General features: G+C 72.4%; 10 protein-coding genes. 5 read left to right on the top strand and 5 right to left on the bottom strand.

From position 1 onward, the window contains the following. Positions 1–71: 71 nt before the first annotated feature. Entirely contained in the window at positions 72–3347 is a 3276-nt protein-coding gene (locus IE318_RS12630) for a S41 family peptidase (RefSeq protein WP_189899699.1), read from the bottom strand. 167 nt (positions 3348–3514) lie between these two features. Here IE318_RS12630 and IE318_RS12625 point away from each other — a divergent pair, with 167 nt between their 5' ends. The 5 genes from IE318_RS12625 (at position 3515) to IE318_RS12605 (ending at position 8396) form a co-directional block, all read left to right on the top strand. Next, entirely contained in the window at positions 3515–4156 is a 642-nt protein-coding gene (locus tag IE318_RS12625; protein ID WP_229903485.1) for a TetR/AcrR family transcriptional regulator, read from the top strand. 114 nt (positions 4157–4270) lie between these two features. After that, a complete protein-coding gene (locus tag IE318_RS12620; protein ID WP_189899697.1) occupies positions 4271–6490 on the top strand; it encodes an MMPL family transporter in 2220 nt (739 codons plus the stop codon). Between the two features lie 159 nt (positions 6491–6649). Continuing rightward, positions 6650–7165 (top strand): YbaK/EbsC family protein, encoded by a 516-nt coding sequence (locus IE318_RS12615; RefSeq protein ID WP_030163934.1) that lies wholly within the window; start codon positions 6650–6652, stop codon positions 7163–7165. Continuing rightward, entirely contained in the window at positions 7162–8007 is an 846-nt protein-coding gene (locus IE318_RS12610) for an EamA family transporter (RefSeq protein WP_189899694.1), read from the top strand. The genes IE318_RS12615 and IE318_RS12610 overlap by 4 nt, the downstream gene beginning before the upstream one ends. Before the next feature lie 113 nt (positions 8008–8120). Beyond that, positions 8121–8396, top strand: coding sequence for a DUF1876 domain-containing protein (locus IE318_RS12605; protein WP_030163937.1), 276 nt, complete (start codon positions 8121–8123; stop codon positions 8394–8396). A gap of 52 nt (positions 8397–8448) precedes the next feature. Here IE318_RS12605 and IE318_RS12600 read toward each other — a convergent pair whose 3' ends face one another. From IE318_RS12600 to IE318_RS12585, 4 genes are all read right to left on the bottom strand, one after another. Next, positions 8449–9660, bottom strand: coding sequence for a serine hydrolase domain-containing protein (locus tag IE318_RS12600; RefSeq protein WP_189899692.1), 1212 nt, complete (start codon positions 9658–9660; stop codon positions 8449–8451). A 110-nt stretch (positions 9661–9770) separates the two neighbouring features. Further along, positions 9771–10532: an energy-coupling factor ABC transporter ATP-binding protein gene (locus IE318_RS12595; protein WP_030163942.1), complete on the bottom strand. Its 762-nt coding sequence runs from the start codon at positions 10530–10532 to the stop codon at positions 9771–9773. Further along, positions 10520–11281, bottom strand: a complete 762-nt coding sequence (cbiQ, locus tag IE318_RS12590; protein ID WP_189899690.1) for a cobalt ECF transporter T component CbiQ — start codon at positions 11279–11281, stop codon at positions 10520–10522. The genes IE318_RS12595 and cbiQ overlap by 13 nt, the downstream gene beginning before the upstream one ends. Beyond that, complete coding sequence (locus tag IE318_RS12585) at positions 11281–12333, bottom strand: energy-coupling factor ABC transporter permease (RefSeq protein ID WP_189899688.1); 1053 nt, start codon at positions 12331–12333, stop codon at positions 11281–11283. Before IE318_RS12585 ends, cbiQ begins: the two co-directional genes overlap by 1 nt. Positions 12334–12499: the final 166 nt, after the last annotated feature.

Below are 12499 nucleotides of genomic sequence, written 5' to 3'. Positions count from 1 at the left end.
CGGCCTCGGCCGGGAGGCGTGGGGCGCCCTGTGTGTCGGGGCGCCCCACGTTGCGCCTGCGGCGAGTTCGGCTACTCGTGACGCGGCGGCAGTTTCGGGCGGGTGCGGTCGGGGACGTTCTCGTAGCCGGGCGGGGTCGCGGGCGGGTTGGCGGCCATCAGGTCCAGGGCCAGTTCGATGGCGTCGTCCATTTCGACGTGGCGGCCCTCGGCCCAGTCCATGGGGGTGCGCAGGGACTCGATGTCCGGGCTGACGCCGTGGTTCTCCACGGACCAGCCGTAGGCGTCGAACCAGGCCGCGTTCATCGGCACCGTGATGACCGTGCCGTCGCCGAGGCGGTGCCGGCCGGTGATGCCGACCACGCCGCCCCAGGTGCGCTGCCCGACCACCGGCCCCAGCTTCAGCAGCTTGAAGGCCGCCGTGATCATGTCGCCGTCGGAGGAGGTCGCCTCGTCCGCGAGGGCCACTATCGGGCCCCGGGGCGCGTTGGAGGTGTACGACACCGGCTGGGCGTTGCGGGTGAGGTCCCAGCCGAGGATCGTCCGGGTCAGCTTCTCGATGACCAGTTCGCTGATGTGGCCGCCCGCGTTGCCGCGCACGTCGACGATGAGCGCCGGCCGGGAGATCTCCATGCGCACGTCCCGGTTGAACTGCGCCCAGCCGGAGCCGCCCAGGTCGGGGATGTGCAGATAGCCGCAGCGGCCTCCGCTCAACTCGCGCACCACCGCACGGCGTTTGGCCACCCAGTCCTGATAGCGCAGCGGCCGGTCGTCGATCAGCGGGACGACGGCGACCCGGCGCGGCGGCCCGTCGCCGTCGGGGGGCCCGAAGGTCAGCTCCACCGTCGTACCGCCGGAGCCGGCCAGCAGCGGATAAGGGCCCGTCACCGGGTCCACCGGGCGGCCGTCGACATGGGTCAGCACGGCGCCCTCGCGGATGCCCGCGCCGGCCAGCGGTGAACGGGCCCGGGAGTCGGAGGAGTCGCCGGGCAGGATCCGCCTGACCACCCAGCCGGCGTCGCGGTGCACGAGGTTGGCGCCGAGCAGGCCCTGCCAGCGCTGGTAGTGCGCGGGGCCCTCGTTGCGGCGGGCGGCGGCGACGTAGGCGTGGGAGGTGCCGAGCTCGCCGAGCACCTCGCGGAGCAGGTCGGCGAACTCGTCGGGGGAGGCGACCCGTTCGACCAGCGGGCGGTACTGGGCGAGAACGGCGTCCCAGTCGATGCCGCACATGTCCGGGTCCCAGTAGTAGGCGCGGATCAGCCGGCCGGCCTCCTCGTAGGACTGGCGCCACTCGGCGCCCGGGTCGACGACGTGCATGATCCGGCGCAGGTCGATCCAGGTCGTGGTGTCGCTGTCGCCGATCTCGGTGGACGGCACCGCGCGCAGGTCGCCCTCGTCGACGACGACCAGCCGGGTGCCGTCGCCGCTGATCGCGAACGAGTCGAGGTGGCCGACGAGTTCGGACTTCTTCGCCTTGGTGATGTTGAAGAACTCCAGCGTCGGCCGGCCGGTGATGTCGTCCGGGTTCACGAACGTCTCGCCCAGCGCGCCCGAGATCGGCCAGCGCAGCCAGACCAGGCCGCCGCCCGCGACCGGGCAGAGCGCCGAGTACTTGGAGGCGGTCACCGGGAACGGAGTGACCCGGCTCGCCAGCCCCTCCACCTCCACGGTCACCGCGCCCGCCTCGCCGGTCTCCTCGTCCTCCACGGGGTCCAGCCCGCCGGCCGCCGGGCGGCCCTCGGGGTTGAGCGCGAAGGGGGAGGGGGTGGCGGAGGACAGCGGGACGAGGTAGGGCTTGCAGCCCAGCGGGAAGGACAGGTCGCCGGTGTGCACGTCGTACACCGGGTCGAAGCCGCGCCAGGACAGGAACGCCAGATAGCGGCCGTCCCGGGTGAAGACGGGGTTCTCGTCCTCGAAGCGGCCGTCGGTGACGTCCACGATCAGCCGGTCCTTGATCCGGGCCACCTTGATCTGCCTGAGCGAGCGGCCGATGCCGGGGTGCGACCAGGTCAGCCACGCCCCGTCCGGGGAGAAGGCGAGGTCCCGCACGGGTCCGTTGTCGGACCGGACGAGTTCGGTGACGGTCCCGCCGGAGTGCTCGGGGTCCTCGGAGCTCTCGGCGTCCTCGGGCACGTCGAGCAGCAGCAGCCGGCCGTCGTGGGAGGCCAGGGCAAGCCGTTCGCCCTCGCAGTCGGAGGCCGTCTCCAGCACCCGGCCCAGCTGCCCGGAGGCGAGCCGGCGCGGTGGGTGGGGGCCGGTGGCGCGCGGCAGGTAGGTGATCTCGACGGCGTCCGGGCCGTCGGCGTCGGTGACGTAGGCGATCCGGCCGCTCGCGCCGAGCATCTCCGGGAGCCGGACGCGGACGCCCGGCGTGTCGGTGAGGGTGCGCGCGGGGCCGTCGCGGTGGGTCAGCCAGTACAGGGAGCCGCGTACGACGACGGCGCTGGCCCGGCCGGTCTCGTCGACGGAGAGGCCGTCCAGGTTCTGGGCGGCGGGCACCGGGTAGCGGCGGCGGCCCGCGCGCGGCCCGCTCAGCCGTACGTCGAGCCGGTGCGGCACAGAGTCGGGGGACAGGTCGTCGACCATCCACAGGTCGCCCGCGCACTGGTACACCACCCGCTGTCCGTCGCTGGCGGCGTGCCGGGCGTAGAAGGCGTCGTGGTCGGTGTGGCGGCGCAGGTCGGAGCCGTCGTGGGCGCACGAGTAGAGGTTGCCGACGCCCTCGTGGTCGGAGAGGAAGGCGATCCGGCCGCCGACGAACATGGGGCAGGCCAGATGGCCGTCGATGTCGGCGAGGAGCCGCTTTCCGTGCAGCCACAGCCGGCCCGTGGCGCCGCCCCGGTAGCGCTTCCAGGAGGCCGGTTCGTGCGGCGGGGTGCCGGTCAGCAGCAGGCTCTTGCGTTCACCGTCGAGGTCGGCGACCTGGAGGTCGGCGACCGGCCCCCAGGGCAGTTTGCGGCCGGGGGAGCCGTCGGTGTCGACCTTGTAGGCCCAGGTGAAGTACGAGAACGGCTCGCCGTGCGAGGTGACGGCGAGGATCTCGGTGTGGCCGTGCTCGTCGGGCGGGGCCCAGCCGCACACCTGGGTGTCGGTGCTGCCCCAGTACGACAGCTGCCGGCCCGGACCGCCGTCCACCGGCACGAGGTGGATCTCGGGCGCGAGGCTCCGCCAGCTCGTGTAGGCGATGTGGCGGCCGTCGGGGGAGAAGCGGGGGTGGCCGGTCTTGGTGCGGTCCACGGTGAGCCGCCAGGCACGCTCCGCTCCGTCGAGCGGCGCCAGCCAGAGGTCGTCCTCGGCCACGAAACACAGCAGATCGCCGCTGAGATGCGGCAGGCGCAGATAGCTCACCTCCCCCATGCTTCGCCCGCCCATCCAGCGCAGCAACTTGTGCCGTTTATGCGGATCCGACAGACGTGACCCACCACACGTACGAAACGGTTTCGTTTCGTTGAAGCGCTGCGCTACATTCGTTCCGTACGAAACCGTGTCGTTCGACAAGCGGAAAGGCGGGCGGGATGACCGAGGCGTCCAAGGGCGCGGCGGCAGCCGCTCCAGTGGAGCCGGTGCTCGCACCGGGGCGCCGGAGCCGGATCACGCCCGAGCGTGAGGCCGAGTTGTACGAGGCCGTGCTCGACCTGCTCCGCGAGGTCGGCTACGACGCCCTCACCATGGACGCCGTCGCCGCCCGGACCCGGTCCAGCAAGGCCACGCTCTACCGCCAGTGGGGCGGCAAGGCCGAGCTGGTCGTCAGGGCCGTCCGGCACAGCAAGCCCGGACAGCTGGACCAGATCGACACCGGGTCGCTCCGCAGCGACCTGCACGCCCTGGTCTCCCGCGAGGACGACTGCGGCATGGCACAGAACTCCGCGCTGATGCGGGGCCTGGCCATGGCGATGCACAGCAACGACGACCTCCGGCAGGCGTTCCGGGAACAGCTCATCGAGCCGGAGATGGCCGAGTTCCAGCGGCTGTTGCGGCGCGCCGTCGACCGGGGCGAGATCCGCGAGGACTGTCCCGCGCTGGACTTCGTGGTGCACATGCTGGCCGGCGGGTTCGTCGTCCGCGCGCTGATCGAGGACCAGCCGCCGACCCAGGCCTTCCTTCGTTCCTACATCGACGCCGTGGTCCTCCCCGCCCTCGGCGCGCCCACCGTCTGACACCTCTCCCGAGACCTCCCCAGCAAGCCCACCTTCTGACGTCTCCGCTCACGTCGTCGGGCTGATCACCCCTGCCCAGTTCCACCCCAACGACCTGACCGGGAGTACGCCCACGTGGCCACGTTCCTGTACAAACTAGGACGCCTCGCCTTCAGGCGACGGCACTTCGTCGCGCTGATCTGGGTGGCGCTGCTGACGCTCGCCGGCGTCGGCGCCGCCTCCGCGCCCCCCGCGGGCAACAGCTCCTTCTCCATCCCCGGCACCGAGGCGCAGAAGGCCTTCGACCTGCTGGAGCAGCGGTTCCCGGGCGCGAGCGCCGACGGGGCCACCGCCCGGGTGGTGTTCAAGGCGCCGGGCGGCGAGAAGATGACGGACGCCGGCAACAAGGCGACCGTGAACAAGACGGTCAAGGAGCTCTCCCACGGCTCCGAGGTCGCCTCCGTCGCCGACCCCTACACCGGACACGCCGTCAGCAAGGACGGCACCATCGCCTACGCCTCGGTGAAGTACAAGGTCTCCGGCATGGAGCTGGAGGACTCCTCGCGCACCGCCCTGGAGGACGCCGCGAAGGACGCGCGGGACGCCGGGCTGACCGTGGAGATCGGCGGTGACGCGCTGAGCGCCGCGCCCGAGACCGGCGCCACCGAGGTCATCGGCATCGCCATCGCCGCCGTCGTGCTCGTCATCACCTTCGGCTCGCTGCTCGCCGCCGGGCTGCCGCTGCTGACCGCGATCATCGGCGTGGGCATCGGCGTCTCGACGGTCACCGCCCTCGCCCACGCTCTCGACCTGGGCACCACCACCTCCACCCTGGCCACGATGATCGGCCTCGCGGTCGGCATCGACTACGCGCTGTTCATCGTCTCCCGCTACCGCGCCGAACTCGCCGAGGGCCGCGAGCGCGAGGAGGCGGCCGGCCGGGCCGTCGGCACAGCGGGTTCGGCGGTGGTCTTCGCGGGCCTCACCGTCGTCATCGCCCTGGTCGGACTGTCCGTCGTCAACATCCCGATGCTGACCAAGATGGGCATCGCGGCGGCCGGCACGGTCGTCGTCGCCGTCCTCATCGCGCTGACGATGATCCCGGCACTGCTCGGCTACGCGGGCCGCAGGGTCAAGCCGGCCGGCCAGAAGAGCAGGCTGCTGGGCGGCGCCCGCGCCGCGAAGAAGGCGGCCCGGCCCAACATGGGCACCCGCTGGGCGAGTTTCGTCGTCCGCCGTCCCGTCGCCGTGCTGCTGCTCGGCGTGATCGGCCTGGGCGCCGCCGCCGTCCCCGCCGCCTCCCTCGAACTGGGCCTGCCCGACGACGGCTCCCAGCCCGTCTCCACCACCCAGCGCCGCGCCTACGACCTGCTCTCGGAGGGCTTCGGCCCCGGCTTCAACGGCCCGTTGATGGTCGTGGTCGACGCGAAGAAGAGCGACGACCCGAAGGCCGCCTTCACCCGGGTGACCGACGACATCAAGGGCCTGAAGGACGTCGTCACGGTCACCCCGGCGCAGCCGAACAAGGCGGGCGACACCGCGACCGTCACCGTGATCCCGAACTCCAAGCCGTCCTCGACCACCACCGAGGACCTGGTGCACGCCATCCGCGACGCGGGCTCCGGGATCAAGGCCAAGACGGACGCCGAGGTCCTGGTCACCGGCTCGACGGCGATGAACATCGACGTCTCGCAGAAGCTGAACGACGCCCTCTTCCCGTACCTGGCCCTGGTGGTGGGCCTGGCCTTCCTGCTGCTGATCGTGGTCTTCCGCTCGCTCCTGGTCCCGCTGAAGGCGGCGCTCGGCTTCCTGCTGAGCGTGCTGGCGGCGCTGGGCGCGGTGGTCGCGGTCTTCCAGTGGGGCTGGCTGTCCGGCCTGATGGGCGTGGAGGAGACCGGCCCGGTCATGTCGATGATGCCGATCTTCATGGTGGGCGTCGTCTTCGGCCTGGCGATGGACTACGAGGTCTTCCTCGTGACCCGGATGCGCGAGGCCTACGTCCACGACGAGAAGCCGGGCCAGGCGATCGTGACGGGCTTCCGGCACGGCGCTCGCGTCGTCACGGCCGCCGCGGTCATCATGATCGCCGTCTTCTCCGGCTTCATCGGCTCCAGCGAGTCGATGATCAAGATGATCGGCTTCGGCCTGGCGATCGCGGTCTTCTTCGACGCCTTCATCGTCCGCATGGCCGTCGTCCCGGCGGTCCTGGCGCTGCTGGGCCGCAGGGCCTGGTGGCTGCCGAAGTGGCTGGACCGGGTCCTGCCGAACGTGGACGTGGAGGGCGAGGGCCTGCGCACGGAGCCGGGCTCCGGGCCCAAGGACCTCGACGAGGACAGGGAGTTGGTCCGCGTCTGACGCGGACGGCTCTTCGCCGACCGGCCGGTGAGGGTGCCCGTGGGGACGGGGCTGCACCCTCACCGGCCTTCGCCTCACCGGCCTTCGCCGCACGTGCCCTCGCCCCGCCGGGGGGAATTCGCTCGTGACCCGTGCGGCCGGCGGGCTAGCCTGCCCGGCATGACGACGACTGCCACCACCGACGCCGGAGGATCAGGAGCTCACCCCAGGTTCGTCGAGGCGTTGCGGGAGATGGGGATCGGGGAGCTGGCCGGTGAGGTGCGCCGGTTTCCCGAGGCCACTCGGACCGCCGTCGAGGCCGCCGCGGCCGTGGGGTGCGAGCTGAGCCAGATCTGCAAGTCGCTGGTCTTCGATGTGGACGGCGAGCCGGTGCTGGTGCTCATGGACGGCGGCTCCCGGGTGGACGTCGAGCGCGTCCGCGAGGAACTGGGCGCGGGCAAGGTCAGCCGCGCCAAGGCCGATGTCGTACGGGAGACCACCGGGTATGCCATCGGGGGCGTGCCGCCGTTCGGGCACCGTACCCGCACCCGGGTGCTCGCCGACCGGGGGCTGCTCGGCCACGACGTCGTCTGGGCGGCGGCCGGCACTCCGTACACCGTCTTCCCGATGGAGCCGAAGGAGCTCGTCGCCCACGCCGGCGGCACGCTCGTGGACGTGCGCGAGCGCACTGCGTGACGCCGCTGGTCACGGCGGCCGTGCTGGTGGCCGCGGTCACGCATGCCTGCTGGAACGCGCTCGCGCACAGGATCCCGGACAAGCTCGTCGGGTTCACCCTGATCTCCGGCGGCGGGCTGCTGATCGGCGCCGTCCTGGCCGCGTTCACCGCCGTGCCGGCGGCGGGCGCCTGGCCGTACCTGTGCGCGTCGGCCGCCATCCACATCGTGTACTACGCACTGCTGATGACGTCGTTCCGGCTCGGTGACTTCGGGCAGGCGTATCCGATCGCGCGCGGCACGGCACCGCTCGTCGTCACGGTGCTGGCCGCCGTCTTCGCGCACGAGGTGCCCGACCGCTGGGTCGCGGCGGGCATCGCGCTGTCGTGCGCGGGGCTGACCGGGGTCGCGCTGTGGGGGCTGCGCGGACGGCGGCCGAACTGGGCGGCGGTCGGGGCCGCGCTGGCCACCGGGCTGTCGATCGCGGCGTACACGGTCGTCGACGGCCTCGGCGTCCGCGCCTCCGGCACACCCCTCGGCTACATCGCCTGGCTGATGGCGGTCCAGGGCCTGGTCATCCCGGCGTACGCCGTCCACCGCCTGCGCCCCCGGACGGTCGCCGCGCTGCGTCCCCACGCCGCGCTCGGCCTGCTCGGTGCCGTCCTGTCCGTCACGGCGTACGGCCTCGTCCTGTGGGCGCAGACCAGGGCGGACCTCGCCCCCGTCTCGGCGCTGCGGGAGTCCTCCATCCTCGTCGGCGCCGCCATCGGCGCCCTCTTCTTCAAGGAGCGCTTCGGCGCCCCTCGCCTGGCGGCCGCCGGGCTGCTGGTCGTCGGCATCGGGCTGATGCTGCACGCGGGTTAGGGCCGGCTGCCGCCTGGGGCCAGGGCCCGGTCGCCGCCCGCGGGTTGGGGCTGATGCTGCGTGTCGGCGGCGAAAGGAGCACCCTGGAAGGAGGTGTTCCGGAGGTGATGGTCATGATGATGACTGCCGTGGGATGGCACGTCGAGCTCGAGTTCCAGGAGGACGACCAGCACACGCGGGCGGCGGCTCTGGTGCGACTGCCCGACGGCAGCGAGGTCCGGTCGCACGGGCGGGCAAGCAGGCACCGCACCGATTCCAATCAGCCACGCGTCGGCGAGGAGATCGCCGGGGCACGCGCGCTGAACGAGCTGGCCATGGAGCTTCTCACCAAAGCGCACGAGGAGATCGACCAGGCGTCGGGCCGCACGTCCCAGCCGATCCACATCTGAAGACCCTGCTGGGGCCCCGCTGAAAGCCCTGCGTCCGGTTCCGGCGCCGTGCCTACGCCAGTGACGCCCGCACGGCCCGTACCAGCGCCTGGGCCCTCGGGTCCGCCGTCACACTGGTGCGGAAGCCGTTGGTGACATAGCCGAAGGCGATGCCCGACTCCGGGTCGGCGAAGCCGAGCGCGCCGCCGCGGCCCGGGTGGCCGAAGGAGCCCGGCGCGAGCAGCGGGGACGCGCTGCCGTGCAGCATGTAGCCGAGGCCGAAGCGGGTGGGGACGACGAGGACGCGGTCCGGGCCCGCCGAGGCCTCCGCGCGGGCGCGGGCCGCCGTCTCCGGCGTGAACAGGCGTACCCCGCCGTCCACTTCGCCGATGAGCGAGGCGTAGAAGCGGGCCAGGCCCTCGGCCGTCGCGATGCCGTTGGAGGCGGGCAGGACGGCCGCCTTGTACGCGGGGTCGTTCTCGTCGGGCTGCGGGGTGATCGCGCCGAAGGCGCGGCGGGTGAGGGAGTACGGGTCGGCGTAGGCCTCGGCGACCGCACGCCGGGGGCGGGTCCGCAGTGCGCCGCTCTCGGTGGCCGGGGGCTCGACGCGCCCCACCCGGCCCACGCGCGGCGCCTCGCCCTCCGGCAGGCCGACCCACAGGTCCGCGCCGACCGGCCCGGCTATCTCGTCCGCGATCCACTGGCCGATCGTGCGGCCGGTGACCCTGAGCACCAGCTCGCCCGTCAGCCAGCTGTACGTCTGCGCGTGGTAGCCGTGGTCCGCGCCCGGCTCCCACACGGGCGCCTGGGCCGCCACCGCCTCCGCGCCGAGCACCGGATCGGCGGCCTGCGCGGGCGTGAGCGGCCGGTCCAGCACGGGCACGCCCGCCCGGTGGGCCAGGAGGTGCCACACCAGCGTCCGCTCCTTGCCGGCCGCCTTGTACTCGGGCCAGTAGGTGCCCACCGGGGCGTCCAGGTCCAGCTCCCCGCGCTGGTGCAGCAGCAGGAGCACGGCGGCGGCGACGCCCTTGGTCGCCGAGCGCAGGATCTGCGCGGTGCCCCGCTCCCAGGGCGCCGCACCGCCGGCCGGACCACCCGCGGTACCGTCCGCCGTGCCGTCGGCGACGGCGTCCACGTCCCGGGTCCCGGCCCACAGGTCGACGACCTTGTGCCCGTCCCGGTACACCGCGACCGCCGCGCCCCGCTCGCCCCGCGCGGTGAAGTTCCCCGCGAACGCGTCCCTGACCGGCTCGAAGCCCTCGGCCACCGCACCGTTCACGTCCACGTCCGCACTCCTGTCGCTGTCGCTCGCCACTTGCCGCTCGGCGCTCGTATCCGTCCATCACCTGCGACAGTGAGTGCAACACAGGCGTGCCGCCTGCGATTCCTCGGGGGTCAGGTCCTCGCCGTCACCGAGCGCGGGTCGAAGCCGAACGGCAGTTCAAGGCGGTGGGCGCCCATCAGCGCGTCGTCGGAGAGCAGCTCGCCCGTCGGGCCGTCCGCCGCGATCACCCCGTCGCTCAGGATCAGCGAGCGCGGGCACAGCTCCAGCGCGTACGGCAGGTCGTGGGTGACCATGAGCACCGTCACGTCCAGCGAGCGCAGGATGTCGGCGAGTTCGCGGCGCGAGGCCGGGTCGAGGTTGGACGACGGCTCGTCCAGGACCAGGATCTCCGGTTCCATGGCGAGCACCGTCGCCACGGCCACCCGGCGGCGCTGGCCGAAGGAGAGGTGGTGCGGCGGGCGGTCGGCGAAGTCCTGCATGCCGACCCGCTCCAGGGCCGAACGCACCCGCCGCTCGAGCTCCGGTCCCTTCAGGCCGGCCGCCGCCGGTCCGAACGCCACGTCCTCCCGCACCGTCGGCATGAACAGCTGGTCGTCCGGGTCCTGGAAGACGATGCCGACCTTCTGCCGGATCTCGGCCATGTGCCGCTTGCCGACCGGCAGCCCGGCCACCGTCACCGTGCCCGTCCCGCCCCCGAGGATGCCGTTGAGATGCAGGACGAGGGTCGTCTTCCCGGCGCCGTTCGGGCCGAGCAGGGCCACCCGCTCCCCGCGCGCGATGGAGAAGTCGACGCCGAACAGGGCCTGGTGCCCGTCGGGGTAGGCGAAGGCGAGGCCGGAGACCTCGAGAGAAGGCACAGTCACAGGACCCATCCCAGCAGACAGACGACGAGCGCGGCACAGGGGAGGGCGAGGGCGTACGACCACTGCGCCCGTGAGGCGGTCACCTCGTCGATGACCGGCATCGAACCGGCGTAGCCGCGGCTCACCATGGCCAAATGCACCCGCTCCCCGCGCTCGTAGGAGCGGATGAACAGCGCGCCCGCGGACTTGGCGAGCACCCCCCAGTGCCGGATGCCGCGCGCCTCGAAACCGCGCGACTCCCGGGCGATCCGCATGCGCCGCATCTCGTCGGTGATCACATCGCCGTAGCGGATCATGAAGGAGGCGATCTGGACCAGCAGCGGGGGCAGCTTCAGGCGCTGCAGGCCCAGCAGCAGCTCGCGCAGCTCGGTCGTGCTCGCCAGCAGCACGGACGCGGCGACCCCGAGCGTGCCCTTGGCGAGCACGTTCCACGCGCCCCACAGACCGCTCACGCTCAGGGACATGCCGAGGACGTCGACCCGTTCGCCCTCCGCCACGAACGGCATCAGCACGGCGAAGGCGACGAACGGGATCTCGATCAGCAGCCGTCCGAGCAGGAAACCGGCGGGCACGCGCGCCACGGACGCGACGACCGCGAGCAGCACGGCGTACAGCGCGAAGGCCCACATCGCCTCGCGCGGGGTCGACACCACGACCACGACGAAGGCGAAGGCCGCGGCGAGCTTCGTGTGCGGCGGCAGCGCGTGCACGGGCGAGTGCCCGTGCCGGTACAGCCGGTGTGCGTGCCCGGCCCCCATCAGGCGGCCTGCGAAGAGGGACGGGAGGAGGCGGCCGTACGGCGCCTGCGCACCACCCAGAAGACGGTGCTGCCCACGACGACGGTGGAGCCGACGCCGATCACGCCCGCGAGCCCGCCGGACAGCCGGGCGTCGGAGACGTCCTTCACGCCGTAGCCGGCGAGCGGGGAGTCGGCGGAGGTGTGCCGCTCCTCCTTCTTGTCGATGCCGTGGTCGTGGGCGACCTTCTCCAGGCCGTCGGGGCTGGCCGAGGCGTAGAAGCTGACGAAGCCGGCGAGGACGAGCGAGGTGACCAGGCCGGTGATCCACAGCTTGCGGTGCGAGCGCGCCGCTGTCGGGACGGGCGCGGGCTCGGCGGCGGGGGCGTCTACCAGCTCGCCGTTCACCCGCAGCTTCAGCCGTTGTTGCAGCCCGCGCGCGCCGTACACCAGGTCCGGCCGTACGGCGATGACGGCGCCGACGGTCAGAGCGGTGATCGCGGCCTCGCCGATGCCGATGAGGACGTGCACGCCGATCATCGCGGTGGCGACCTTGCCGATCGACACGTCGGTGGTGCCGCCGACCGCGTAGATCAGCGTGAAGACGACGGCGGCGGCAGGGACGGAGAGGAGCGCGGCGGCGAAGGAGGCGACGGTGACCGAGCGGCGGCGGCGCGGCAGCACCTTAACCAGGCCGCGGAAGACGGCGTACGCCACGACCGTCGTGGTGATCGCCATGTCGGTGATGTTGACGCCGAGCGCGGTCAGCCCGCCGTCGGCGAAGAGGATGCCCTGCATGAGCAGGACGACGGAGACGCACAGGACCCCCGTGTAGGGGCCCACGAGTATCGCGGCGAGCGCCCCGCCCAGGAGGTGGCCGCTGGTGCCGGCCGCGACGGGGAAGTTGAGCATCTGCACCGCGAAGATGAACGCGGCGACCAGGCCGGCCAGCGGTGCGGTGCGCTCGTCGAGCTCCCGGCGCGCGCCGCGCAGGCTCACCGCGAGGGCACCGGCGGCGACCACTCCGGCGGCGGCGGACGTAGGGGCGTTGATGAATCCGTCAGGCACATGCACCGTTCGATGATAGTGGCTTGTTGCGAACTGGTTGCAAGAGCGAGGAGGTCGTCATCACAGTCGCCACCACATCTGAGCGGCCGGCCGCCAGGATGTGTAAATCAGAAAATATGGGACATTGGTAACAAAACGGAAAAGTAGTTGCCGGGTAGGTCACCGAGTGTGA

Source organism: Streptomyces spiralis (assembly GCF_014654675.1).
Taxonomy (GTDB): Bacteria; Actinomycetota; Actinomycetes; order Streptomycetales; family Streptomycetaceae; genus Streptomyces; species Streptomyces spiralis.
This window is presented reverse-complemented; position numbering and strand designations above follow the sequence as displayed.

Bases quoted from the DNA above. Each gene is read 5' to 3' on its own strand.
- IE318_RS12595 (WP_030163942.1), bottom strand. From the start codon at position 10,532: ATGGGTCCTGTGACTGTGCCTTCTCTCGAGGTCTCCGGCCTCGCCTTC.
- cbiQ (WP_189899690.1), bottom strand. From the start codon at position 11,281: ATGGGGGCCGGGCACGCACACCGGCTGTACCGGCACGGGCACTCGCCC.
- IE318_RS12615 (WP_030163934.1), top strand. From the start codon at position 6,650: ATGACGACGACTGCCACCACCGACGCCGGAGGATCAGGAGCTCACCCC.
- IE318_RS12605 (WP_030163937.1), top strand. From the start codon at position 8,121: ATGATGATGACTGCCGTGGGATGGCACGTCGAGCTCGAGTTCCAGGAG.
- IE318_RS12625 (WP_229903485.1), top strand. From the start codon at position 3,515: ATGACCGAGGCGTCCAAGGGCGCGGCGGCAGCCGCTCCAGTGGAGCCG.